A 23,692-nucleotide genomic window follows, 5' to 3' on the forward strand; every position below is an offset into this window, starting at 1 on the left:
TGTGCTTTATTAACAGTTAACTGATTTTTCATTAAATATCAATAACTAGTATCGTCGTGAGGAAACTGCCTCTGCTCCAGCCATCTGCCGGGAGATCAGGCTACCCTCATCTACGGGCAAAAGATACGGGACAAGATTAGCCGCCGGGCGGGGGTTAGGGGGTAAAATGCCCTCATGCTCAAACGTGGCGTGTTCAAGACCCTGTTTCAGTCGGTGGATGCCCTAGTCACCGGCAAGGGCCGCATTGACGACGATCTTTTTGATGAGTTCGAGGAAGCTCTATTGGCAGCGGATCTCTCGCTGCGGACGACGGAGCAGGTGTTGGAGCGCCTCAGGGGCATGGTGCGCGACCAGCGGATGTCCACGGCGCAGGAAGTCCAGGACGGCCTCAAGATCGCGCTCACCGAGGCGCTGGGCGATCCGGGGGATACCAAGCTCAAGGTCGCCGAGAGCGGGCCGACTCTCTATTTGATGGTGGGGGTCAATGGCGTCGGCAAGACCACGAGCCTCGGGAAGCTGGCCTACCGGGCGTCGAAAATAGAAGGCAAGAGGGTAATTCTAGCGGCGGGCGACACGTTCCGCGCGGCGGCTGCCGAGCAGCTAGGCATCTGGGCCGAGCGGGCGGGAGCCGAGCTGATCCGACAGAAAGAGAACGCCGACCCTGCCGCCGTGGTGCACGATGCGATTATCGCGGCCAAGGCACGGGGGGCCGATCTGATTCTGGTGGACACGGCGGGGCGCTTGCACACAAAGCTCAATCTGATGGAGGAGCTGCGCAAGATCGGGCGTATCTGCGAGAAAGAGCTGGGACGAAAACCCGATGAAGTCCTGCTCGCGCTGGACGCGACAACCGGTCAGAACGCCATTCCACAGGCGAAGCAGTTCACCGAAGCCGTGGGCGTGACTGGAATCGTTCTCGCCAAACTCGACGGCACGGCACGCGGCGGAATTGTGATTACGCTCCGGCAAGAGCTGGGCGTTCCCGTCAAAATGGTCGGTGTAGGCGAGGGCGCAGAAGACATGCTCCCCTTCAACCCCGAGGTCTTTGTCGAGGCGATGCTTGGGTAGCCTCCCCCACCCCATCTCCCGCCGAGCGGGGGATGGGGGAGATTTTCCGTGGTATCCTAAAAGCCTATGTCTGCAAAACAATACAGCGCAGCTCCTGCGCTCACCATTGACCTGTCGAAAACCTACACGGCAACGATCGAGACCAACCTTGGCACGATGACAGCCGAGTTCTTTCCCGCGGATGCGCCTGTCACGGTCAATAACTTTGTCTTTCTGGCCCGCGAGGGCTACTACGATGGCGTGATCTTCCACCGCGTTATCAAGGGCTTTATGATCCAGGGTGGCGACCCCACCGGCACCGGGCGTGGCGGCCCTGGCTACAAGTTCGCCGATGAGCCCGTGCGCCGCAAGTACCTGCGTGGCACGCTCGCCATGGCAAACTCTGGCCCCAACACCAATGGCAGCCAGTTTTTTGTGATGCATTCCGACTACGCCCTGCCACCGAGCTACACTGTTTTTGGCAAGCTCACCGCAGGCGAGGACGTTCTCGATGCCATTGCAACCACTCCCACGGGAGCTCAAGACCGACCAACCGCGCCAGTGACGATCCGCACGATTACCATCACGGAAGCGTAGAAAAACCTTGGCAAAAGTTCTGGTCAGTGACCCGGTTGCGGCGGAGGGTGTTGCCATCCTCCGTCGCGCCGGGCTGGAAGTCGATGTGCGCACGGGCCTCGCCAGCGCCGAGCTTAAAGAGATCATCGGGGAGTACGAGGGCCTTGCGGTTCGCTCGGAAACCAAAGTGACGGCAGAGATTCTCGAAGCCGCGCACAAACTCAAGATCATTGGTCGTGCCGGGGTTGGGGTGGACAATATTGATGTCGCTCGGGCTACCGAAAAAGGCATCCTGGTTGTTAATTCACCCGAGGGGAACACCATTGCCGCCGCGGAGCTCACCGTGGCGCTGTTCTTTGCCCTCTCCCGCAACGTCCCGCAAGCACATGCCAGCATGAAGGCGGGTGAGTGGAAGCGTAGCAAGTTCGTGGGCGTGGAGCTCTACGGCAAGACCGCAGGCGTGATCGGGCTGGGCAAGATCGGGCGCGAGGTCGCCAAGCGGCTCAAGGCTTTAGAGATGCCGATTCTGGCCTACGACCCGTTTTTGGGGAAAGAGCAGGCCGATGTACTGGGCGTACAGCTCGTGGATTTAGACACGCTCTACCGCAACGCGGACTTTATCACGGTGCATGTCCCCAAGACCAAAGAAACCACGGGGCTGATCTCCGATGCGCAGCTTGCGGTCATGAAAGACGGCGTCCGGCTGATCAATGTCGCCCGTGGCGGTATCTACGACGAAGCGGCGCTCTTGCGCGGCTTGGAGTCTGGTAAGATTGGCGGCGCAGCGCTGGATGTCTGGAGCAGCGAGCCGATTGCGCCGGACTATCCGCTTGCCCTGCACGCCAAAGTCATCGCCACGCCACATCTCGGTGCCTCGACTGAAGAGGCCCAAGTGGGTGTCGCGGTGGATATCGCCGAGCAGATCGTCACCGTGCTTCAGGGTGGCAGTGCCCGCGCCGCCGTGAACATGCCGAGCCTTCCAGCCGAGATTCTGCACCGGACGGCACCGTATCTAACGCTTGCGGAGAAGATGGGTAGCTTGAAATCGCAGCTCGCCCGTGGCTCTGTCACGGCAGTCGAGATCCGCTACGAGGGCGAGTTCGACACCGTCCAGACCGTGCACTTGACGCGTGCAGTGCTCAAGGGCCTGCTCACGCCTGCTCTTGGGGAGTCGGTCAACTATGTCAATGCCCCGGCACTCGCCGCCTCGCGGGGTGTCAAAGTCACCGAGTCGCGCGGGCCAAGGGGCGATGAGTACGAGCGCCAGCTCACGGTACTTGCCACGGACGACCGAGGTACGCATGGCGTCACGGGTACCGTCTTTGGCAAGAGCGACCCGCACATTGTCTTCTTAGACACCTACCCCGTGGACTTCCGCGCTGACGGTCACCACATCATGGTGCGCAACAACGACCGCCCTGGTATGATTGGCAAGATCGGCACACTGCTCGGAGAAGCGGGTGTCAATATCGCCGGAATGTACGTGGGCCGCGATGAGAAAGACGGCACCGCTGTGATGGCGCTCTCGGTAGATAGTGCTGCTTCAAACGAGGTCGCAGAGACGATCCGAGAGCTAGACGGTGTCCTCTCCGTCCGCCAAGTGGTGCTGTAACACCTCACTTCTTCTTCCCCTTCCCTGCCCTGAGGGAAGGGGCTAGGGGATGGGTTCTTCTGATACAATCGTCGCCATGAAAGCCGTTTTTTTCTTTGGGACGCTTCTTCTTGCAATGCCAGCGCTGGCACAGGAGCCCATCGTCTCTCCCTCTCCTACCAAAGCCTTCCAGTTCTCGTTCTCGGGGCCTTCCCCCGTCTTTCAACAGCCACGCGGTGTACGCCCCGCAAAAACCCAGGCACAGTTCAACCTCGGGGCGAAGCTACGTGTCTTAGAGAGTAAGACACTAGGGAAAATCTCGGTGGAGACGGATAACCTAATCTCAACGGATGCCTTCGACCAGGCAGGGCGCTACGGCGCAAACCTGCACTACGAGCGCCCTCTGGTCGGCAGCACACTTTTGGTGGGACGCTTTGGGTTTGCATCGAACCAGGCGGGTAGCCAGCAGGCACTCATGGGCACGCTGGGCTCGCAGTGGACACTGCTCGGAGGAGATCTCAACGTCAACTTTATTCAGTTCGACAGTCGCCTCAAGCGCAACACCGCGCTCTCGCCCCGTCACCAAGCCGCGAGTGTCTTCGCCCCAAACCTAGGGCTAACTTTCCCACCTTTTTTCCTGCTCAAGCGCACCGAGCAGCCCACTCTCGCCGACACCATTCACTTCACATTGGAATCTAGGGCATGGTACTTCCCGAACGAGAAAGCGGCGGTGGGCTTCACTCCCGCCAGGTTCGAGTCGCAACTAAGAGCGGCACTGGTGGTTCCAGAGAAGGCCCTCCCGTTTAAGACGCCCTTCCTGCATGGCATGAGCGTCTCGTACGTCACCGGGGCAAGCGAGGCCAACGGCTTTGCGCCACTAACCAACCTGCGCTTCAATGCCTTGCTGACCCCTCCGGTTCTGCCAAGCTTGTCCAGCTTAACGAAACTACCAGGTCTCCCTAAAATCCCGTCCCCGCCCGTGCGCTAGTCCTCGTAGCCGAAGAAGCCGCGCTCTTTGATGAGTTTTGCCACCGGCTCAGGGACGGCGCTCTCCCAGGAGAGGTCTTTTTCGCGGATCTTGCAGAGCACGTCGCGGGAGAAGATGTGCAGGTACTCTTTGTTGTAGAAATCGAGGCTCTGGATATAACCGTTCTCGACCATGTGCTCATAGAGACTCTGCAAGTGCGGGGCCACTTTGAGCTTCTCCACGGTGATTAAGTATCGGCTGGACTTGTCCATCAAGGGGTAAATATAGAGCTTGAGGTCATTCTTGAAGAGTCGCCCAAAGGACTCCAGAATCCCACCTTCGAGATCCTCGTAGAACCGGTCGTCAAAGAGATCCCGTAGGCTCGGCACACCCATGGTGATCCCAATCGGCTGCTTGGTGTAGCGTCGTAGGTAGGTTGCGAGGCGGTGGTACTCGAAGTAGTCGGAGATGAGAACGGTGGCTCCGGTGGCGGCTAAGACATCGGCGCGAGCCAGAAAGTCCGCGTAGTCAATCTCACCACTGACAAGCAAGTTCTTCATCGTGATCTCAAACAGAGTCACTACCTCGCTGTCATCGGCGGCATTGTCCACAAACTGCTGGCGAGCGCACTGGATCATGTCAACGTTCACATGCGTGACGGGCCGGAACGAGCCGCGCTCCACTAAGATGCGCTTTTTACGGAGCACCTCCGACGGCTGGAGCACCTCGCCATTGGCGGAGAACAGAGCCGCGTTGGAGAGCCCAAGCTGGACGAGTTTCAGAGCCATTAAGCGGTGGTCAACACCCTCAAACGCCGAACCACTAAACTTGACCATGTCCACTTCGATACGCGACACGGTCAGACTATCTAAAAGTGAGCTAAGAATCGTGTCGGGGTCTGCCGTGCGCAGAAGTGCCGCGTGAATGAGATTGACCCCCACAATGCCTAGCGACTCTTGCTGGCTCACATGATCTTTATCGAGCATACGGACATGAATCACAACTTGGCTCGGCTCACTCTGCGCCTCCGACTGAAACTTAATCCCCAGCCAGCCATGACACTCGTTAGTACCATGAAAGTTGCGAGCCGCCACGGTATCAGAGAAAACAAAGAAGTCCGTGTTCTCCCCACGTGCCGGGCCGAGGCGCTCTAGGAGCAAGTCATACTCATAATCGAGCATTGTCTGGAGTCGCTCACGGGAGACATAGCGTGGCGAGGGGCCGTAGATCGCATCGCTGACGGTCATGTCGTAGGCAGAGATAGACTTAGCAATCGTCCCCGCAGCACCGCCTGCCTGGAAGAACCAGCGAACCACTTCCTGACCCGCACCGATCTCCGCGAAAGTCCCGTAGAGACGGGGGTTTAAGTTAACGGTCAGTGCCTTTTGCTGTGTATCGGCAGTGCGGCGGTCGATTTTTGACTCCATACAGATCTCCTGAGCGAGGGCAATTGCCCCCTTGATTCACGTGTATAGTGTCGGAGTTAAATTTAGCTACCTTGAGGGATTTTGAGAAGTCTAGTATTTCATGCAGGAAGCTCTGCCGGGGCAGAACAGCCGAAAAAACCACGCTCTTTGATGAGTGCAGCGACAGCTGTAGGAACCGCACTTTCCCAGCTCATGTCGTTTTCCTGAATCTTACGGAGCACGTCGCGGGAGAAGATATGCAAGAACTCGCGGTTGTAGAAATCCAGGCTCTGGATATGGCCATTCTCCACTAGGTGCTCATAGAGGCTCTGTAGGTGCAGGGAGACTTTAAGCTTGGGCACGGTGATCAGCTGGCGGCTGGACTTATCCATGAGAGGATAGACAAAGAGCCGCAGATCGTTTTTAAAGAGTCGCCCAAAAGACTCCAGAATCCCGCCTTCTAAGTCCTCGTAGAAACGCTCTTCAAACAAGTCTTTTAAGCTGGGGATGCCCATGGTGATCCCAATGGCGAGCTTGGTGTAACGCCGCAAGTACGCCGCCAAGCGGTAGTACTCGAAGTAATCGGAGATGAGCACGGTGGCTCCGGTGGCGGCTAAGACATCGGCGCGGGCCAGAAAGTCCGCGTAGTCAATCTCGCCACTGACAAGCAAGTTCTTCATCGTGATCTCAAACAGAGTCACTACTTCGCTGTCATCAGCGGCATTGTCCACAAACTGCTGGCGAGCACACTGGATCATGTCCACGTTCACATGCGTGACGGGCCGGAACGAGCCGCGCTCCACTAAGATGCGCTTTTTACGGAGCACCTCCGACGGCTGGAGCACCTCACCGCTGGCGGAGAACAGAGCCGCGTTGGAGAGCTCTAGCTGGACGAGCTTCAGGGCCATCAAGCGGTGGTCAATTCCCTCAAACGCCGGGCCGCTGAACTTGACCATATCCACTTCAATCCGCTCTGCGGTGAGGCTGTCCAGAAGTGCGCTGAGGATCAGATCGGGGTTGTCGAAGTGGAGAAGCGCCCCATGGATCAGATTGACTCCCACAATGCCCAGCGCCTCTTGCTGGCTGATATTGTCCGTATCCAGCAGCCGTACATGGATCACGACCTGGCTGGCCTCTAGCTCAAAGGGACGCTGGAACTTAATCCCCAGCCAGCCGTGGCAGTCGTTCGTCCCAGAAAAATTTCTCGCGGCGACCGTATCGGCAAAGACAAAGAAGTCGGTGGTTGGACCACGGAGCGGGCTGAGACGCTCGCGAAGAAGCGAGAACTCGTAGTCGAGCATTGTCTGGAGTCGCTCACGGGAGACATAGCGTGGCGAGGGGCCGTAGATCGCATCGCTGACGGTCATGTCGTAGGCAGAGATAGACTTGGCAATCGTCCCCGCAGCACCGCCCGCCTGGAAGAACCAGCGAACCACTTCCTGACCCGCACCGATCTCCGCGAAAGTCCCGTAAAGCCGCTCTGTAAGATTGATCTCCAGCGCCTTCTGCTGGGTCTTCTCCCCGCGCCGCGCCGTGCTCTGATCCATGCCCTATCCTCCCAAAACAAAAAGCCCCCGATGAACCATCGTCATCGGGGGCCTTGTCTTCCTATTTTACCCGACTTACTGGATGAAGCCACCCACATCGGTAAAGATCGGCAGGTAGTCGCGCCAGACAGCGTGACGGGTACCAGAGACATACTTATTGAGCGCGATGTAGGGCGTGTAGCGTGGACGGCGCGGCTGACGGTTCAGCTTCATCCCACACTTCTCCAGCGGCTTATCCCCCTTGCGCGTATTGCACCTGCGGCAGCAGGTCACCAGGTTCTCCCAGCTCATCGGGCCACCGTTGTGCTTGGGCACAACGTGGTCAATCGTCAGATCCTTAGCAATCAGGCCGCAGTACTGGCACGTATAATTGTCGCGCGCAAAAATACTCCGGCGGGAGAGCTTCAGCTCCGGGAGTGGCCGACGGACATGTTGGCGCAGTTTTACCACCGAAGGATGCGCAATACTCTGGCCCTCAGCGGTAAACCATGCCTCTGCCTCACGTGCATCTTCCTCGCCACGCATGTGCAAAATATCAGCCTTCCCTAGGTAGACCAGCACAATCGCCCGGCGGACGTTGCAGACATTCAGCGGCTCGTAATCGCTGTTTAAGACCAGAACCTCTTGCCCCATTTCGTAAAAACTCCTCTCGCATTGAACAAACAAAAAACCCGCTTGCTCACGATGAAGCAGACGGGTTTTAGAGGCGACAAATAACCGGGCACGTGTAGACCATGTGCCGATGCAGGCACAGGCCGTCCACCCCCGGTCTTAGATGCCTCTTAGACCCAACCTCTTGATGTCGGTAACGATACATGTAAGGGTATGATAACGTGTGACGATTCATCCGTCAAGGATTGACAAATAACCCATGACTTCTACGCCCTCTTGGAACCTCACCGACCTGTTCCAGAGCCCGGATGATCCCCGGCTCTTGGACACTCTCACCCTCGTCTCTGGCCAAGCGATAGACTTTGCCACACACTACCAGGGTAAGATCGCCACGCTCACTGCCGCAGCTCTTGCCGAAGCCCTTGCCACCTATGAGCGCCTCCATCAAGAAGGGAGCAAGCCCGCGACCTACGCGGGACTTCGCTTCGCCGCTGACACCGCCCCCGAAAACGGAGCTCAGGTTCAGAAGCTACGCGAGAAGACAACCGCAGCGCTCTTGCCCACTCTCTTCTTCCCTATCGAACTGGCACGCCTCGATGGTAAACAACTGGAGACTTTAGCTGCTGCGCCGGAGCTTACCAACTGGCGTCGCTACTTACTCCAAGCCGCAAAAACCGCCCCATTCTCCCTCTCGGAGCCGGAAGAGAAAGTTCTTGCGCAGAAGGCCAACACGGGCAACCGAGCCTGGGTACGCCTCTTCCAGGAGCTGCTCTCCAACCTGCGTTTCGACTTCGAGGGTAAGAGCCTTAGTCTCTCGGAAATCTCGACGTTTCAGTACCACACCGACCGCGAGCAACGCCGCCAGAGCGCAGAAGCTCTCACGCAGGGGCTCCGTCCGCACCTACGCACCTTTACCTATATCTACAACACATTGGTGCAGGACAAGGCGCTGGAAGATGGGCTGCGCGGCTATGCGTTTCCCGAGCAATCACGGCACCTGAGTAACGAGCTAACTCCCGAGATCGTGGCCGCCGTGACCGACACCGCCGAGGCGGGCTACCCCACAGTGGGGCGCTACTACAAGGCAAAACAGAAGCTCCTTGGTCTGGACTCACTCACCCACTACGACCGCTATGCCCCACTCCACACCGACGAGCCAAGTGTCTCCTTTGACGAAGCCCGTGACGATATTCTCGCTGCCTTTGCCCGCTTTGAGCCCTCCTACGCCACCGCCGGTCAGGCGTTCTTTGACGGCGGCTGGATTGATGCCACGCCACGCCCCGGCAAGCAGGGCGGCGCGTTCTGCTCCTATATCACCCCGGATCTGCACCCCTACCTTTTCCAGAGCTACCTGAACCGCGCCTCGGATAAAAACACGCTGGCGCACGAGCTCGGGCACGGCATTCACTCGTCGCTCTCTCGAGGACAGAGCTTCTTGAACTTCTATGGAACACTTCCGATGGCGGAAGTGGCCTCAACCTTTGCGGAGCTCCTGGTCTTTGAACAAGAGCAAGAGCGCACCACCGGCGCGGCGCGGCGGGCTCTCTTCGGGCGCGTTCTGGAAGACTCCTTCTCCACCATCCACCGTCAGACCGCGATGTATCGGTTTGAGCAAGCCGTCCACACAGAGCGCAAGCAAGGAGAGCTCTCCGCAGAGCGAATCAGTGCTCTCTGGCAGGAAAAGATGAGCACGATGTTTGCTGGTGCCGTCACGCTGGGGGAGGAGCATGCGCTCTGGTGGAGCTACATTCCCCATCTTATCGGAACGCCGTTCTATGTCTATGCCTACAGCTTTGGCAAGATGCTCGCACTGGCGCTGTACTTCCGCTACCAGCAAGAAGGGACTCCCTTTGCCCAGAAGTATGTCGCAATGCTCTCCAAAGGCGGCTCCCAGTTCCCCGCAGAGCTGGTCGCCCCGCTAGGAGTTGACCTGAGCGACCCGAGTTTCTGGCAAGGAGCGCTGGAAATCCTAGAGAGCTGGGTAACAGAGTTCGAGAGAACCCCGTAAAATTTCGGTTTTTAGGAAGGCAACCCCATGCGGCACAGGGCTTGCATCAAAGAGGTTTGCACGAGAAACACCTTGAAATTTACCCGGCAGGACGAAAGTCAAACTGCCGGGCTTTTTTTTGGTTTTTCGCTACGGTGTCCAGCTCTCGCCTGGCTCCAAAGACGCGCAGACTTGCGCCAGCAGTTCGGCACAGGCATCGGCATCGGAGAGGGAGATGATCTCGCAGGGGGTGTGCATGTAGCGCAGCGGCACCTCGACCAGCCCCGTGCAGACACCCGCCATCGCGATCTGCATCGCATTGGCATCCGTGCCCGTCCCACCAGGTGTGGCCTGAACCTGCACCGGGATCGCGGCTTTCTCTGCCACCTCTACAATGCGATCCGCGAGCTTGCGGTTGGCATTGGCTCCGCGCAACACCCCAGGCCCACCACCGAGCTTCATCGGGCTGACCTTGCGCTTGTCCATCGAGGGGAAATCCGTCGCAAACGTGACGTCCACGGCGATCCCAATATCGGGCCTCACACCGTGCGTCGCCGCGTGTGCGCCGCGCAGCCCAATCTCTTCTTGAACCGTCGCAACCGCAAAAACAGCGGCTTTTGGATTGAGCGCTTTCACGCGCCGTAGCGCCTCGGCGACAACCCATGCCCCAACCCGATTGTCCATGGCACGGCCCGCCACTCGATCTCCGATCAGGGGCTGCCAGCCATCCGCATAGACCGCCGGATCGCCGATCTGCACCCCAGCGTCCAGCGCCTCTTGCTTGTTAGTAACGCCTAGGTCAATCCAGAGGTCTTCCAGCTCCGGCTTCTTGCCCCGCTCCTCGATGGAGAGTAAGTGAATGGGCTTCTTCCCAATCACACCATGCACCGGGCCTTTTCGAGTCTGCACCACCACACGCTGTCCGACTAAGTTGGACAGATCATGGCCGCCAATCGTACGGAAGTAGCAAAAGCCTTCGTCGTTGATGTAGTGGATCAGAAACCCAATCTCGTCAATGTGCCCCGCCAGCATCACCCGTGGGCTTCCCGTGGGATTAACCGCCGCGATCACACTTCCCAGCGGATCGGTGGTCACTTCATCGGCAAAAGTCGAAACATAGTCACGGAAGTTCTTTGCATTGGGCTCTTCAAACCCGGAGGGTGAGGGAGTTGTAATCATTCGCTCTAAGAAAGCGAGCGCATCGGTAGAAATCATAATTGGCACCATTTTACCTGAAAGTGCGTCATTTGAACGCTCGTTACGTTAGAGCGCGTGCAGTTTCTGGCGTAGACGAGGCCGCTTTCGTCGTGCTCCAAGCCCGTGAAGCCGTAGGACTGACCGCCGAAGCTGTTGAGGTTCTGCGACGAGTTGACCTTGCCGAACGGGTCGTACGATTTCAGTTGCGCCACTTGACCGGCGTTATTCAGTAAGGCGACGATGCTACCGATGTGGTCGGTGATGACGGCGTTGCCGCCCAGGTTCGTGTGGTCGTCCAAGCCGTTCGTCTTGGCGAACAAGCCGGTGCCGCTGCCGCCGCGACCAGACCAGCCAGACCACTTGTAGCTTCGGGCACTGCCGCCGCTCACACTCTTGCTGATTCTTCGGTTGTAGAGGTCGTAGCCGAACGTGCTGGTTTGACCGTTCGAGGTGATCGAGTCAAGCTGACCACGAATGTTCCAGGTGAGCGTGTCCGAGCCAAGCTGGGTCATGTTCCCGTTGGCATCGTGCAAGGCGGAAAGCGTGCCACCGGGGCCGCTTACCGACGTTAAACGGTTGGCCCGATGTGGAGTTTCCGTCGTCGCTGAAGACATCAGCCCACCACACAAGAACCACCCTAGACACGAAAGCCAGAATCGGAATATAGTGCGAGACACTTAAGTAAATTCACAATACTCCGTAATAAATAATTCAAACTGGATTAACAAAATAACCTTCACCCAATTTCATATTACCATTATACAAATCAAATTTTGAAATCCCACAAAACAAGTGTTTATAATGATCCCAAAAAATAATTTCTAATTCTGCTTCGTACTCAATATCTAAATTCATTTCTTTTCCTGTCAATTCCGAAATTATACATGAAGTCTTTATGCCACCTACGAAAATCTGAGGCCTTATCCCAGATTTAATCGGCATTTTACTATGGTGACTTGCTGATAACCATTTTACATATACAGTAAACTTACCTTCTTTATCAAAACGCATGAAATATCCCCCTAAGTGCTTCATGAAACAAATCACTCTGCGAACCAGGTTGAACGGTATAAACCCCATTCTTAAATATAAATGGGTCAATATTCATAGAAAAATCTAGATGTGGTAACACATTTGGATCAATTCTCGCTTCTAGGATTGCAACTTTTCCTTTATCAAAATTTGCATAAGCTAAAGCTTCGTCTAAAGTACATGCAAACTGTCTACCTTCCAAGCTATTTGCACCAGGTAAAAACATGCCAGTTCCCTTCACACTTTGATATTCACGAACACCAACTGCACGAAACAGACTAACAGACTCTGATGTTTCTGCTGCTGCAGTGACTCCTTTGGCCGCCATCATTCCTTCGGCGGTCTCTACTGCCATCATACCCAATCCAGCAGTCGCCATGCTCAGGGCGGCACCACAGTATTGGTCGCGCACTTGTTCTATGGCACGATGTGCCCACCGCGAACGCTCGCTCTTGCCGTCCATGCCCTCGTGCTGGCTCCGCATACTCACGAAGCCACCATCGAAAGCGGGGCTACCATCGTCTACAGGGTCTTCTTTCTTCTTGCAACGGTAAGAAGGCCCACTGCCAAATACAAGCGAGGGATGGGCCGCGCTGTCACCGATCCAGATACCACCGCCACCGCCATAGATACCAATTGACATCAGCCCAAGTGGATCGGTGAAGTTAATGGGGTCGTTTCCGCAGTAGGCGTAGAAGTTCGCCCCGCCGCCAAAGCCAATCGGGTCTTCGCTGATGAAACGTCCTAACCCCGGCGAGTAGTAGCGGTTGCGGGCGTAGACGAGGCCGCTTTCGTCGTGCTCCAGGCCCGTGAAGCCGTAGCTCTGACCGCCGAAGCTGTTATCCTAGGAGCGTAAGAGCTTGAAAGGGAGGAATTCGCTTTGCCGGGGCCGTATAGGCTCTTGTGAAGCGATCCTCTTTTTCTTTTTCGGTTCTCTCTGTGCTGCTGGTCGGCTGCCTTGGTTCGAGCTGCTCGGGGGGAGCGAAAGACCCCGCAGAGGCGATCTCGCAGTTCTATATCGGGACACTCGCACTCCAGACCGGCGAGGACAACCATCCCCTGCCAACCCTCACTAAAGCCTACGAACTGGCCCCCGACGAGCCTGCCATCGCCGCCAACCTCGCCCTAACCTATACCCGTAAAAACCAGCTCGACAAGGCCGCCGAGTTTCTAGCCAAAGCCAAGCAAAACGCCCCCGACGATCCCGATATTGCGGCCATTGAGGGGCTGATCCTGGGCAAGCAGGGCAAGTACGCGGAGGCGCTTGCGGCCTACCAGCGAGCCGTGGCCCGAGACCCGAAGAACCTCAAGGCACTCTACCAAATCGCGGAGCTAGGAAAGCAGCTCTCCGGAGCCGATGGCGATGCGCAGCGCAAGAAAGCTCTGGAGGGGATTCTGGCCACTAGCCCCGCTAACCTCGCCGCGCAGCTCTTACTGGCCCAGACTCTCGCCCGTAGCAACGATGCCGTCGGACTTGCGCCACTTCTAACCGCACTGGAGGCACGCAAGAGCCGCTGGAATGCAGCAGCGCAGGCAAAGCTCGCCATGGCCAAGTCTAAGTCCGGGCTAGAGCAAGTTAGAGAGCTAGCACAGCTCGAAAATGTGGTCAAGCCCAGCCTCGACTACCAAGCGGGACTAAGTGAGCTGGCAAATCTCTCCAAAGCACCCGGTGATCCGCTTCAGCACCTTCTCAAGCTTCCCACGCCACCTGCCACACCCGCAAAGCCAGACTCGGGCTTGAGCTATGCGGCTCCGACAAGTGCGCCGGGCACGCTCGCGCTGGCGCTGGGTGAGGAGAGTAAGCCGGTGGTGGTGTCGCTACCGGAGGGAGCTGTCTCGATCGCGCCCTTTGACTTTGATGATATCAAGGGCACCTGGGCAGATGAGAACAAGGTCAGTGCAAAACACCCAGACGATCAACATAAAGACTACAAGCTAGAGCTGGCGGCGGCAGGGCCGGGGGGACTGAAGCTCTACGAGGACGGCAAGCCGCTCGCCACCAAGCTTCCTGCGGGGCCGTGTACGGGTGTCTGGGCTGCGGATATCGAGACGGATGGAGACTTAGACTTAATCGTCTCTGCACCATCAGGGAAGCCCTCTGTCCTACAAAACAACGGCGACCGTACGTTTACGGTGACGCTACCCAAGTTCAACGATGTTGCCTGCCCTATTCGTGCCTTCGCTTGGGCGGATTTTGACGAGGACGGCGACACCGACCCCGCGTTTATAGATGCCAACGGTAAGCTGATCCGCTACACCAACGAGCGCTCGGGAGCCTTCAAGCGCGACACGAGCAGTGGTGGGGAGAAGGCATTCGCGCTCACCGTTGCGGAGGTGTCGGGCGATGCGAAGCTCGACTTGGTTATTCTGGAAAAGAGTGGCCAGGTTGTGGCGCTGGCGGGGAGCAACCAGACAGTGCCCCTAATCTCCGCCAAGCTCACCGATCCGCAGCGCATTTTCGCGGCGGACTTGGACAACAATGGCGCGACGGATCTTCTGATCGCAGGCAAGAACGAGAGCGAGATCTGGCTGAGTGACGGACCGGGCAGGTTCGCGAAAGAGCCGATAGTGGTGCCCTTGAGCGTCACGAGCATCGCGGATATGAGTGGCGACGGCCTGCTGGATCTGGTTGGAACCAGAGACGGCAAGCCAGTGCAGAGCCTGGTATCTAGCAAGGAAAAGTACAAGTCCCTTACCATCACACTCAAAGCCGACTCACCTGACAACCCCGCCGACAAGATCAATACGTTTTGTTTAGGCGGCTCGTTTGAAGTGCGTGCGGGGCTGCTCTACCAGAAGCTCGCGGTCACCGGACCGCAGATGCACTTGGGACTTGGCACCAACGAAATCCCCGATGCGGTGCGGATGAACTGGCCCAATGGGCGGAGCCAGAGTGCCTTTCGTGGAGATAAGGAGCTGCAGACTGGTGAGCCGCTTGTCGCGGACCAGGCACTGGGCGGCTCGTGCCCGTTTCTGTATACCTGGAGCGGGAAAGAGTTCGTCTTTGTCACCGACTGCATCTGGCGCTCCCCACTGGGGCTGAAGATCAATGCCCAGGACACAGCAGGCGCGACCCAGACCGAGGACTGGGTGAAAGTGCGTGGCGACCAGCTAGCCGCCAAAAACGGCTTCTACGAGCTCTCGATCACCGCAGAGCTCAACGAGACGCACTACTTCGACCAGCTCTCACTCATGACGGTGGATCACCCGGAGAACACCGAGATCTTTGTGGACGAGCGCTTCAATCCGACCCAAGGGCCGCTCTTAAAAGTGATTCCGACGGGCCCAACACAGCCTTTCTCCGAAGTGCGGGGCTTTAAGGGCCAAGACGCCCGCGAGATCGTCGCCGAGCGGGACACGCGCTACTTAGATGACTTTGGGCGGGGCAAGTACCAGGGAATCGCAGGGGATCACTGGGTCGAACTCTCTCTGCCCGAGAGTGCGCCTAGAAACACGCAGCTCTACTTAATCGCACACGGCTGGCTCCATCCCACCAACACGTCGCTCAATGTCGCCATGAGCCAGGACAAATCGCAAGGGCCACCGCAGGGGCTCTCGCTCTGGACACCTGATGGAAAGAGTAAAGACGGCTGGGCCAAGAAGCGCGACGCCTTGGGATTTCCGGCAGGCAAGCTCAAGACGATCGTGCTGCGGCTCGACGATATCTTCCCCGCGGGTTCACCCCGGCGCGTGCGCCTACGTACCAACTTAGAGGTGTTCTGGGATCAGCTCCAGTGGGCGGAGGCACGCCCCGACAGTGTGCTCAAGATCCAGCGCCTGCCTCTCGACAGCGCTCAGCTGCGGTACCGAGGCTTCTCGGTTGTGAAAGCGGTAGATACCTCGTCGCCCGAGCTGCCCGTCTCTTATGCAGAGCTAGGCGGAGAGACACCGCGCTGGCGCGATCTGACGGGGTTTGTGACGCGCTTTGGGGATGTGAAGCCGCTACTCACGGGAGTGGACGACCGCTATGCAATTCTCAACGCGGGTGACGAGATCCTCTTCAAGTTCCCTGCCTCAAGCGCCCCCGAGGCGGGCAAGAAGCGCGACTTCGTGGTCATTAGCGATGGCTGGGAGAAAGACGGCAATATCAACACCACGTTTGGCAAGACCGTCGGGCCGTACCCACTCCATGCCCTCAAAGACTATCCCACCTACTACCCCAACCTCGAAAGAGATCCCGCCTACCAAAAACACCCGGAGGACTTTGCCAACTACCACACCCGCTGGATCACTCCGGAGGCGTTTGTGAACGCGTTTCTTCCGCCACAACGTCGGAAGTAGCGGACTTGCGGCGGAACATGTCCCGGGCCTTCCCGAGCTCCGGGATACGTAGCAAGAGGCTTGCTATCACATAGAGAGCCAGCGCCGCCGCACTACCCAGAAGAAAGACCCACATGCCGTGGAAACGTGCACTGTCCTTGGTCGCCTCCGTGGGCAGGTGCCAGAAAAGGCGCAGGAAAAGCCCTGCCATGCCACTGGCAATGAGAGCGGAGAAGGTGATCTTTAGCGCCGCCCGAAGTAGCCCCTTCAGGTTCAGTCCCCCCACATAGATCTGAAGCGTGTAGTAAAAGAGAACCATGTTCAGGGTGCCCGCAATCGAGAGAGCAAGTGCAAGGCCACGGAAGCCAAGCCCACCAATTCCCGGAAGCACCGCACAGAGCCCCGTAAACAAGAACACCATGCTTGTGGTGATGATCACCGGAGTCTTGCTATTTTGCTTCGCATAGAACCCACGTGCGAGAACCGCTTGGGCGCTCCAGGCAAATGTCCCCAGCGAGTACATCCGTAGCGCCGTCGCGGAGGCAAGCAAGTTTTCGGTGGTAAACGCACCACCCGCGTCTTCCATAAAGCGCCCTTTGAAGTAGATTGCCGCAATGATCGGCTCGGCTAAAACCGCCATCAGCAGCGAGGCAGGCATGGTGAGAAAGAGAATCTGGCGAATCCCAAAGTGAATTTCTTTCCGAAACTCTTTCATATTGCCACTGGTCGCGAGGGCAGCAATCGTGGGAAAGATCACCATAGCCGATGCTTGTGCGAAGATCCCAATGGGTGCTTGAGTCAGGTTATAGGCATTGCGCAGGGCAGAGAGTGTCCCTTCCCCCGATGCAAAAGAGCCCGTAATCCAGAACCCGAGCTGCGAGAGCGAGAGGCCGAGAAGGGCTGGGAGCATCATTTTCCCTACTTTGCGCACACCGGGATGGCTTGTGTCAAAGTTAAACTGGAACTTTGCCCCCGAGCGCTTGAGCTCCCAGAGTTGCAGCAGGAAAGGCCCCAGAATGGCCCCTGCTAGCGCCCCCCAGCACATGGCATCAATGCTCCGCAGCTTTGGGGCAACAAAGACCTGGGTGAGCCCGCCCAGGATAATGAGGCCATTGTAGGCAATCGGCCCCAGATTCGGAATAAGAAAGCGCTTGCGGGCATTGAGTGTCCCCATCATCAGCCCACCCGCAAAGAAGAACCACTGCGCCGGCAAGAGAATGCGAGAGAGTCGCGCGATCTCGCTCCAAGCCGCTTGCTGCGAGGCGGGAGCGTTTTCGGGGTGGAGCAGTACCCGCCAGGAATCCCAGAAGCTTACTTTTACCTGGTGCGGTAGCCCAATTCCAGGATTCATGAAGCGTGCCAGGGGAACAGCAAGCACCTCCATCACGATCACCAAGACAAGCGCGACACAGGCCACGATGCTCATCACGGTTCCGAAGACTTTCCAGGCATCGCGCTGCTTGTCCGTGGTCCAGTACTCTGTGAAGACGGGAACAAAAACGGTGGCAAGGGCTCCACCTGCCACCAGGTACTGCAAGATATCAGGGATGCGAAACGCCGCCGTGTAGATATCGGTGATCTGATTCTGTCCGAAAACCTGGTTGATCACCATGTCTCGAACAACTCCCAGGACGCGAGAGAGCAGGACAAGGGCCATCACCATCAGGGTATTCTTACCCGCCGAACGTGTCATATGGTAATTATCGTACCACAGGCCACTCTAAGCATAGAAAAAAGGGATTAAGCCAGGATCTTCTTGACGACGTTGCCTTCCACATCGGTGAGGCGGAAATCGCGGCCTTGGTAGCGGTAGGTCAGGCGGGTGTGGTCGATCCCGAGCAAGTGTAGAATCGTCGCGTTGAGATCATGGACGGGCACGGGGTCTTGGGTGATGTTGTAGCCGTAGTCGTCGGTGGCTCCGTGGACAAAGCCTTTCTTGATACCGCCGCCCGCCATCCATAGCGAGAAGGCACGGCCATGATGATCTCGTCCGTAGTTATCGCGCTTGAGCTCGCCCTGGCAGTAGACCGTGCGGCCAAACTCCCCGCCCCAGATCACGAGCGTGTCATCGAGTAGGCCACGCTCTTTTAAGTCCATCACCAGCGCCGCCGATGGCTGATCGGTGTCCTTGCACTGGCTCCGAATCGCGCCGGGCAGACCACCGTGCTGGTCCCAGCCACGGTGGTAGAGCTGGATAAAGCGCACGCCTCGCTCCGCCAAGCGCCGCGCCAGAAGGCAGTTGGCGGCAAAAGTCCCCGGCTTGCGACTCTCCGGCCCGTAGCGCTCAAAGGTCGCGGGGGACTCTTTCGATAGATCCATCAAGTCTGGAACCGATGCCTGCATCTTGTAGGCCATCTCGTACTGCGCGATCCGCGTGACGATCTCCGGGTCGTGGACGCGTGCGGACTGCATCGCATTGAGTTTCTCCAGCGCATCCAGCATCCGCCGCCGGTCGTCGCGCGAGAACCCCGCCGGGTCGTTGAGGTGGAGCACGGGGTCACCGACGGAGCGTAGCTTGACGCCCTGGTGAATACTCGGCAGAAACCCGCTGCCCCAGAGCCGCCCAAACAGCGGCTGGTCGTTGGCCCCACTCGACGCCAGCGAGAGAAGAACAAGAAACGAAGGAAGCTCACTGTTCTCGGAGCCGAGGCCGTAGCTCAGCCACGCGCCCATGCTCGGACGGCCTGGCTGCTGTGAGCCCGTCTGAATAAACGTGATCGCCGGGTCGTGGTTGATCGCGTCGGTGTGCATCGAGCGAATCAGACACAGCTCATCGGCGATCTTGGAGGTATACGGCAACAGCTCCGAGAGCTCCATCCCGCTCTTGCCGTACTTTTGGAACTTAAACATCGAGGGCGCGACCGGCAGGCGCTTCTGCCCGCTAGTCATCCCCGTGATCCGCTGCCCCTGGCGGATGGCATCAGGTAGGTCTTCGTCGAAGCGTTTTTCCAGGCCCGGCTTGGGATCGAATAAGTCCAAGTGCGACGGCGCACCGCTCTGGAAGAGATAGATCACCCGCTTGATCTTAGCCGGGTGGTGCAGTGCCTTCAGCGCCCCCTTACTCTCCAGGCTTGCGAGCGCCGCCTTGCCTAGGCCCGTTCGAGCGGCGTTCGAGAAAAGCTGTCGGCGCGTCTCAATAAGCGCGGCCTCGCGTTCCAATTTGGGGTTCATGGGCGTATTTTACCTGACGTAGCCCGAACCCACCCGGCTCGAACCCACCCGGCTTCGTTCGTTCCTCACTACGCCACCCTCCCTCAGGGCAGGGAGGGTGGGAGGTTCTCTGCGGCGATGAGGCGCTGGCCGGAGCGGCGGGCAGGCTGGAAGCCGATCTTGGCAAGCTCGGATGTCTCGTCGCCGTCATCGCTGTTGGCACAGTACTGATGTCGCACGCGCCGTAGGGCTTTGACTAGCTGCATCGTTGCCGCATCCCGCGCCGCCACGGCTGCCTGCCGCGCTCCCGTCGAGGCCGTGGCCTGCTCGGCTTTGATAATGGCAAGCTGCGCCGCGATCTCGCTCACGGTATCGGGGTCGTAGCGAAGCGCCAGGTTGGTGATTTTGGGCGTCTCCACCACTGCAAGCTCCGCGAGATGCAGCACGCGCTCGTTATCCACTAAACGCCCCACTTTTCCGCCTGTCCAGCCATAGCTCGCCAGCGCCGCCGCCTTCTCCCCGCTGCTTGCCTTGGCACGGGGAGTCGCACTCACCCCCTCGAAGCCCTCACGAAGCAGCGTGCGTAGCTCGGTAAACGCCGCCTTCACCTTCGCCGACGCCCCCCTGCGTGCCCCTTCGGCATCGTCGGGGAGCGTCCCCAAGCTGTCCAAATCCGCCAACCGGGAGTCCACCAGCGCCCGCAGCGCAGCCGGAAGCTTGAAAGGGTCTGCGGCAGGCCGCGCACTATCCACCGTCTGAATTTTCTGTGCCTGCCGCCGCGCAAGCTGTGTGTCTTCTGCACTCATGGTCGTCACCCTCTCTGCACAACAGTTGTCAAACGCTCTGCTAGTCATCTCACAGAGCCTGATACACGTGTAAAACACTCTGAACTTCGTCAACCAGAGCCTACGCCACTCAGCAAATGCTCTAGCTATCGAAGCCCAAAAACTAAGCAGATTGTATCATTTACCCCGCTTCGTTGCCTAGAGTCTTCAACAAGTGGCGTTAGGACTACCCGCAGCTGGCGTTAGGACTACCCGCAGCGTAAAAAGTTGCAGGGACACGAAGCATTATAGGCCAAACCCTCCCCAACCCTCCCTGCCCTGAGGGAGGGTGGCGTAGTGAGGAACGAACGAAGCCGGGTGGGTTCGAGCCGGGTGGGTTCAAAAAGCAGGAGGCCTCTTAACAAATCCGCCGCTCGGGCTGGAGGAGCTTGGGGTTCCAGCCCGAGTAGGTTAGTGGGAGCTTGCGCCAGTAGTACTGGAGTTCATCGGAGTGCCAGCCTTCGTAGACTTGCTCCCAGGTCAGGCCGCAGTGTGGGCGAAGGGATTTTTCTTCCACCGGCTCGGAGAGGGGCTGGTAGCGCACATCGAACGAGAGGCGGATGCGGTCAGCGAACTGGCTCGGGAGGGCTTTGTGCACGGTGAAGGCAGGAAAGGTCAGCACATCCCCGAGGGCAAAGTCGCCCTCCACCCAGTCGTCCTCACTCTCCTCCCAGGGACAGGTCTGCACCGCGATAGCCCCGGCTCCTTTTGCAGGTTTCAGCGGCAGGTAGCCCAGCTTGTGCGAGCCGCGCAACACTTTCAGCGAGCCCATTTCACGGGGGCAGTCCCCGATAGGAAACCAGCAGGTCCAGAAGTTCTGGGTGCCCTGGATCAGCGGAAAATCCTGGTGTGGCGGGGTTGGGAAGATAGCAGGGTGCGGAGAGATCATGCGGATAATATGCCGAGCATGGACTAAGACCTCGTCGGCGAAGAGTGTTTTGTAGAGTTCAAGGAGCTTCGGATGGTGTGGGAGGCGATGGACACTCTCCTGCTTCTGTACATCGTCGTAGGCTACGGTGGAGACCCCGATGTCGGTGCGCATCACGCGCTCGGGCACGGCAGCGAGGGCTTCGACATTTAGTTTCCCCGTGGCCTCGTCACTGAGCCAGCCGTGTTTTTTCACGACCGCGAGCAGGTCGGCACGGACGGGGAGAATCGCTTCGGGGGGAAGCAAGCCACGGAAGAAGAGATAGCCCTCTGTGGCAGCACGCTCCCGAAGTGCATCGCCATCGCCGAGAATCGGCGTTGAATCGGTGAAGACCATTGGTATGATGGCCTACGCTGGCTTCTTCCAGACCAGCGGGTTGTAGGTGTCGTTGTCCAGCACATCCCCGATTTTCAGGCTCTTAAAATACTCATCGGGGAGGATGTTCTGTGTACCGTTGAACGTAGCGCCCTCGGGCAGGTAGCCGCAGGTCATGGCGCGGCGGGGCTTGTTGGTCATGTTCGCGCCCGCACCGTGTGCCGTCAGCCCATTGTGAAACACCGCAGAACCCGCCGGACATGGGCAGGCGACAGGCTCGATCTCGCGCCACTGCGGGTAGAGCTTGAACAGATCGCTCATATTTTGCCCGATCCCCGCGTTCTCCCAAGTTGCGGTTTTGTGCGAGCCGGGAATGTACCACATGCAACCATTGCCCAGGGTCGCATCGTCGAGCGCCACCCAGAGCGAGAGCGTGTCACGCGTCGAGAAGCTCCAGTAGGGATTGTCCAGATGCCAGCCCGTCGGATTGCCAAAGGGCGGCTTAAAGAGCGCCTGATCGTGCCAGATACGGATGCCCTCAATGCCCGCCAGCGTCGCCGCCAGTTCCCCAAGGCGCGGGTCGAGCATCAGCTCTTTCATGCCCTCATGGGTTTCGAGCAGCTTGACGCACTGAGTAAACACCTGGGCATAGTAGCTGTCCGGGTTATGCTGGTTGGAGAGAACGCGGTTCGTCTCTGTACTCGTCACTCCGGTGGCCGTCATGGCGAGGCGCTGATCCACGGCTTCTTGGGTCGTGTGCTGCCAGTGAGCAAGCTCTTTGGCATCCAGAAAGTTCTCGATCACCAAAAAGCCATTGTCGCGATACGAGGCAATCTGCGCCTCAGAGAGTTGGTTATTCATCGTCATTCTATTCTAGCGGAAAATTTAGGGTAAAACAGAGTCTATGGCACGAAATGTTCTTGGAGGAGAGCTTCTTCCCTGCTCTCATGAGCCGCTGACGGGCTTCTACCGTGATGGCTGCTGCAATACAGGCGGTCAGGATATGGGTTTGCACCTGGTCTGCGCGGTGATGACGGCGGAGTTTCTGGCGTTCTCTAAGGGCGCAGGCAACGATCTAAGCACGCCGCGAGAAGAGTGGGGTTTTCCTGGCCTCAAACCAGGTGACCGCTGGTGTCTTTGTATGGAGCGCTGGGTGGAGGCTTTCCAGGCGGGCTTTGCCCCTAAGCTGGTACTGGAGGCAACCAATGAGCTGGCACTGGAGTGGGCAGATATGGCGACAATGAAAGAGTACGCGGTATGAACGAGGACGAGGCTCTCTCACAGCTTCGGGAGAGCTCCGAAAAACCTGCGCTCCAGAGCAAGAAGTGGACAATGGCACTGATCGGGCTGGTGTCCGTGATGGCGACCTACGGCACCGGAATCACGGTCTGCGTGATGAAGCCGGAGATCGCGCCGCACGTGGTCTCGCTCTCGACGATGGTGATCACGTTTCTGGGGAGCCTGGTTGGGGCCTACACGATTGGACAGAGCTTTGTGGACTGGCGCACACAGGCCAGCGTCGCCACGGTGGCACAGACCAGCCGAGAGGATGTGAATGTCCGTCAGGAGCTGATCCAGCGTACGATTGATGTTAGCTCGCGCGCCAAAGAAGAGGACTACTCGCTGGAGATTGCCGACCCATCGGGAGCCAATGGAGCCGACACCGATGGCCCTTAGTAGCGCGTCGCTCAAGCTGATCTTGCAGTTCGAAGTGGGCGGCGGCAAGACCTACTACGAGAAGCGGCTCAAGTCCCCCACCTGGCCCGGCGAGGCTTCCGGGGTGACGATTGGCGTCGGCTATGATCTGGGCTACTATGAGGCGGCGACGATCAAAGCCGACTGGGAAGACTACCTCACTCCCAAGACTCTAAAGCGCCTGATCGCCTGCGCGGGCAAGACGGGTAAAGACGCCGAAAAAGCCATCGCCGGAGTGAAAGATATCGTCATTGACTGGGACGATGCCTTGGCCGTTTTTAGAAACACCACGATCTCGACGTTCTGGCGCAAGGCCAAGCTCGCTTTTCCGGGTGTCGAAAAACTCCATCCCAATGCCCGTGGCGCGATGCTCTCGCTGGTCTTCAACCGGGGCACATCGCTGGTGGGAGACCGCCGCGGGTGCAGGACAAAAAAGTGGTGAGGCAAGCCGATTTGCCTTCTGCTCCTAAAGTCGTCATCATAGGGGGATGACAGAAGAAACGAAACAGCGACTTCGCCAACGCTTTGAACAGATCCTTGCCGCCCAAGATGCACCGC

The 23,692-nt window shown here is 58.2% G+C and carries 21 protein-coding genes and 1 pseudogene; 9 read left to right on the top strand and 13 right to left on the bottom strand.

Features of this window, described 5'->3' with window-relative positions; genetic code table 11:
* Window positions 1-174: 174 nt before the first annotated feature.
* The 4 genes from ftsY (at window position 175) to RMO15_RS04110 (ending at window position 4,202) form a co-directional block, all read left to right on the top strand.
* Window positions 175-1,068, top strand: a complete 894-nt coding sequence (gene ftsY / locus RMO15_RS04095; RefSeq protein WP_309708165.1) for a signal recognition particle-docking protein FtsY — start codon at window positions 175-177, stop codon at window positions 1,066-1,068.
* 66 nt (window positions 1,069-1,134) lie between these two features.
* Entirely contained in the window at window positions 1,135-1,644 is a 510-nt protein-coding gene (locus RMO15_RS04100; protein WP_309708168.1) for a peptidylprolyl isomerase, read from the top strand.
* A 7-nt stretch (window positions 1,645-1,651) separates the two neighbouring features.
* On the top strand, window positions 1,652-3,235 hold the full coding sequence (gene serA / locus RMO15_RS04105; protein WP_309708171.1) for a phosphoglycerate dehydrogenase: 1,584 nt from the start codon (window positions 1,652-1,654) through the stop codon (window positions 3,233-3,235).
* A 76-nt stretch (window positions 3,236-3,311) separates the two neighbouring features.
* Entirely contained in the window at window positions 3,312-4,202 is an 891-nt protein-coding gene (locus RMO15_RS04110; protein WP_309708174.1) for a hypothetical protein, read from the top strand.
* Here the strand turns inward: RMO15_RS04110 and RMO15_RS04115 are convergent.
* The 3 genes from RMO15_RS04115 to RMO15_RS04125 form a co-directional block, all read right to left on the bottom strand.
* The gene (locus RMO15_RS04115; protein WP_309708177.1) at window positions 4,199-5,608 is read right to left on the bottom strand and encodes a hypothetical protein; all 1,410 of its coding nucleotides are present in this window, start codon (window positions 5,606-5,608) and stop codon (window positions 4,199-4,201) included. The two genes, RMO15_RS04110 and RMO15_RS04115, sit on opposite strands and share 4 nt — an antisense overlap.
* Before the next feature lie 98 nt (window positions 5,609-5,706).
* On the bottom strand, window positions 5,707-7,134 hold the full coding sequence (locus tag RMO15_RS04120) for a hypothetical protein (RefSeq protein WP_309708180.1): 1,428 nt from the start codon (window positions 7,132-7,134) through the stop codon (window positions 5,707-5,709).
* A 75-nt stretch (window positions 7,135-7,209) separates the two neighbouring features.
* Entirely contained in the window at window positions 7,210-7,767 is a 558-nt protein-coding gene (locus tag RMO15_RS04125) for an HNH endonuclease (protein ID WP_309708182.1), read from the bottom strand.
* Between the two features lie 238 nt (window positions 7,768-8,005).
* On the opposite strand from RMO15_RS04125, the gene RMO15_RS04130 reads away from it, so the two are divergent.
* Window positions 8,006-9,754, top strand: coding sequence for a M3 family oligoendopeptidase (locus RMO15_RS04130; protein WP_309708184.1), 1,749 nt, complete (start codon window positions 8,006-8,008; stop codon window positions 9,752-9,754).
* A gap of 129 nt (window positions 9,755-9,883) precedes the next feature.
* Here RMO15_RS04130 and RMO15_RS04135 read toward each other — a convergent pair whose 3' ends face one another.
* The 5 genes and pseudogenes from RMO15_RS04135 to RMO15_RS33165 form a co-directional block, all read right to left on the bottom strand.
* Window positions 9,884-10,948: a M42 family metallopeptidase gene (locus RMO15_RS04135; protein WP_309708186.1), complete on the bottom strand. Its 1,065-nt coding sequence runs from the start codon at window positions 10,946-10,948 to the stop codon at window positions 9,884-9,886.
* Window positions 10,945-11,544 carry a hypothetical protein gene (locus tag RMO15_RS04140; RefSeq protein WP_309708189.1) on the bottom strand — a complete coding sequence of 200 codons (600 nt, stop codon included), beginning with the start codon at window positions 11,542-11,544 and terminating at the stop codon, window positions 10,945-10,947. The genes RMO15_RS04135 and RMO15_RS04140 overlap by 4 nt, the downstream gene beginning before the upstream one ends.
* Window positions 11,545-11,641: 97 nt before the next feature.
* Window positions 11,642-11,941, bottom strand: coding sequence for a hypothetical protein (locus tag RMO15_RS04145; protein WP_309708192.1), 300 nt, complete (start codon window positions 11,939-11,941; stop codon window positions 11,642-11,644).
* The gene (locus tag RMO15_RS04150) at window positions 11,931-12,605 is read right to left on the bottom strand and encodes a hypothetical protein (protein ID WP_309708195.1); all 675 of its coding nucleotides are present in this window, start codon (window positions 12,603-12,605) and stop codon (window positions 11,931-11,933) included. Before RMO15_RS04150 ends, RMO15_RS04145 begins: the two co-directional genes overlap by 11 nt.
* A gap of 12 nt (window positions 12,606-12,617) precedes the next feature.
* Window positions 12,618-12,776 (bottom strand): annotated as a pseudogene (locus tag RMO15_RS33165) (RHS repeat-associated core domain-containing protein); the annotation flags it as partial.
* Window positions 12,777-12,865: 89 nt separating this feature from the next.
* On the opposite strand from RMO15_RS33165, the gene RMO15_RS04155 reads away from it, so the two are divergent.
* The gene (locus tag RMO15_RS04155) at window positions 12,866-16,243 is read left to right on the top strand and encodes an FG-GAP-like repeat-containing protein (protein WP_309708198.1); all 3,378 of its coding nucleotides are present in this window, start codon (window positions 12,866-12,868) and stop codon (window positions 16,241-16,243) included.
* Here RMO15_RS04155 and murJ read toward each other — a convergent pair.
* The 5 genes from murJ to RMO15_RS04180 all read right to left on the bottom strand — a co-directional run bounded on the left by murJ (window position 16,191) and on the right by RMO15_RS04180 (window position 22,300).
* Window positions 16,191-17,915 (bottom strand): murein biosynthesis integral membrane protein MurJ, encoded by a 1,725-nt coding sequence (murJ, locus tag RMO15_RS04160; protein ID WP_309708201.1) that lies wholly within the window; start codon window positions 17,913-17,915, stop codon window positions 16,191-16,193. The genes RMO15_RS04155 and murJ overlap by 53 nt on opposite strands.
* A gap of 47 nt (window positions 17,916-17,962) precedes the next feature.
* Window positions 17,963-19,393, bottom strand: coding sequence for a DUF1501 domain-containing protein (locus RMO15_RS04165; protein ID WP_309708204.1), 1,431 nt, complete (start codon window positions 19,391-19,393; stop codon window positions 17,963-17,965).
* Window positions 19,394-19,476: 83 nt separating this feature from the next.
* A complete protein-coding gene (locus RMO15_RS04170; RefSeq protein ID WP_309708207.1) occupies window positions 19,477-20,178 on the bottom strand; it encodes a hypothetical protein in 702 nt (233 codons plus the stop codon).
* Between the two features lie 376 nt (window positions 20,179-20,554).
* Window positions 20,555-21,460, bottom strand: a complete 906-nt coding sequence (locus tag RMO15_RS04175; RefSeq protein WP_309708210.1) for a phytanoyl-CoA dioxygenase family protein — start codon at window positions 21,458-21,460, stop codon at window positions 20,555-20,557.
* A 12-nt stretch (window positions 21,461-21,472) separates the two neighbouring features.
* Window positions 21,473-22,300, bottom strand: coding sequence for a phytanoyl-CoA dioxygenase family protein (locus RMO15_RS04180; protein ID WP_309708213.1), 828 nt, complete (start codon window positions 22,298-22,300; stop codon window positions 21,473-21,475).
* A 43-nt stretch (window positions 22,301-22,343) separates the two neighbouring features.
* Between RMO15_RS04180 and RMO15_RS04185 the strand changes: the two genes are divergently transcribed.
* The 3 genes from RMO15_RS04185 to RMO15_RS04195 are packed head-to-tail and all read left to right on the top strand — an operon-like array spanning window position 22,344 to window position 23,576.
* Window positions 22,344-22,700, top strand: a complete 357-nt coding sequence (locus RMO15_RS04185; protein WP_309708216.1) for a DUF2237 domain-containing protein — start codon at window positions 22,344-22,346, stop codon at window positions 22,698-22,700.
* Window positions 22,697-23,116: a hypothetical protein gene (locus RMO15_RS04190; protein WP_309708219.1), complete on the top strand. Its 420-nt coding sequence runs from the start codon at window positions 22,697-22,699 to the stop codon at window positions 23,114-23,116. Before RMO15_RS04185 ends, RMO15_RS04190 begins: the two co-directional genes overlap by 4 nt.
* On the top strand, window positions 23,091-23,576 hold the full coding sequence (locus tag RMO15_RS04195; RefSeq protein ID WP_309708222.1) for a hypothetical protein: 486 nt from the start codon (window positions 23,091-23,093) through the stop codon (window positions 23,574-23,576). The genes RMO15_RS04190 and RMO15_RS04195 overlap by 26 nt, the downstream gene beginning before the upstream one ends.
* Window positions 23,577-23,692 lie beyond the last annotated feature (116 nt).

Source organism: Armatimonas sp., assembly GCF_031410135.1.
Classification (GTDB): domain Bacteria; phylum Armatimonadota; class Armatimonadia; order Armatimonadales; family Armatimonadaceae; genus Armatimonas.

What these genes read in the sequence shown, in the direction of transcription:
- RMO15_RS04190 (WP_309708219.1), top strand. Translation starts at nt 22,697, where the DNA reads ATGAACGAGGACGAGGCTCTCTCACAGCTTCGGGAGAGCTCCGAAAAA.
- RMO15_RS04145 (WP_309708192.1), bottom strand. Translation starts at nt 11,941, where the DNA reads ATGCGTTTTGATAAAGAAGGTAAGTTTACTGTATATGTAAAATGGTTA.
- RMO15_RS04100 (WP_309708168.1), top strand. Translation starts at nt 1,135, where the DNA reads ATGTCTGCAAAACAATACAGCGCAGCTCCTGCGCTCACCATTGACCTG.
- RMO15_RS04120 (WP_309708180.1), bottom strand. Translation starts at nt 7,134, where the DNA reads ATGGATCAGAGCACGGCGCGGCGCGGGGAGAAGACCCAGCAGAAGGCG.
- murJ (WP_309708201.1), bottom strand. Translation starts at nt 17,915, where the DNA reads ATGACACGTTCGGCGGGTAAGAATACCCTGATGGTGATGGCCCTTGTC.
- RMO15_RS04125 (WP_309708182.1), bottom strand. Translation starts at nt 7,767, where the DNA reads ATGGGGCAAGAGGTTCTGGTCTTAAACAGCGATTACGAGCCGCTGAAT.
- RMO15_RS04115 (WP_309708177.1), bottom strand. Translation starts at nt 5,608, where the DNA reads ATGGAGTCAAAAATCGACCGCCGCACTGCCGATACACAGCAAAAGGCA.
- RMO15_RS04195 (WP_309708222.1), top strand. Translation starts at nt 23,091, where the DNA reads ATGGAGCCGACACCGATGGCCCTTAGTAGCGCGTCGCTCAAGCTGATC.
- RMO15_RS04135 (WP_309708186.1), bottom strand. Translation starts at nt 10,948, where the DNA reads ATGATTTCTACCGATGCGCTCGCTTTCTTAGAGCGAATGATTACAACT.
- RMO15_RS04170 (WP_309708207.1), bottom strand. Translation starts at nt 20,178, where the DNA reads ATGAGTGCAGAAGACACACAGCTTGCGCGGCGGCAGGCACAGAAAATT.
- RMO15_RS04175 (WP_309708210.1), bottom strand. Translation starts at nt 21,460, where the DNA reads ATGGTCTTCACCGATTCAACGCCGATTCTCGGCGATGGCGATGCACTT.
- RMO15_RS04185 (WP_309708216.1), top strand. Translation starts at nt 22,344, where the DNA reads ATGGCACGAAATGTTCTTGGAGGAGAGCTTCTTCCCTGCTCTCATGAG.
- RMO15_RS04140 (WP_309708189.1), bottom strand. Translation starts at nt 11,544, where the DNA reads ATGTCTTCAGCGACGACGGAAACTCCACATCGGGCCAACCGTTTAACG.
- RMO15_RS04130 (WP_309708184.1), top strand. Translation starts at nt 8,006, where the DNA reads ATGACTTCTACGCCCTCTTGGAACCTCACCGACCTGTTCCAGAGCCCG.
- RMO15_RS04150 (WP_309708195.1), bottom strand. Translation starts at nt 12,605, where the DNA reads ATGTCAATTGGTATCTATGGCGGTGGCGGTGGTATCTGGATCGGTGAC.
- RMO15_RS04165 (WP_309708204.1), bottom strand. Translation starts at nt 19,393, where the DNA reads ATGAACCCCAAATTGGAACGCGAGGCCGCGCTTATTGAGACGCGCCGA.
- RMO15_RS04110 (WP_309708174.1), top strand. Translation starts at nt 3,312, where the DNA reads ATGAAAGCCGTTTTTTTCTTTGGGACGCTTCTTCTTGCAATGCCAGCG.
- ftsY (WP_309708165.1), top strand. Translation starts at nt 175, where the DNA reads ATGCTCAAACGTGGCGTGTTCAAGACCCTGTTTCAGTCGGTGGATGCC.
- RMO15_RS04180 (WP_309708213.1), bottom strand. Translation starts at nt 22,300, where the DNA reads ATGAATAACCAACTCTCTGAGGCGCAGATTGCCTCGTATCGCGACAAT.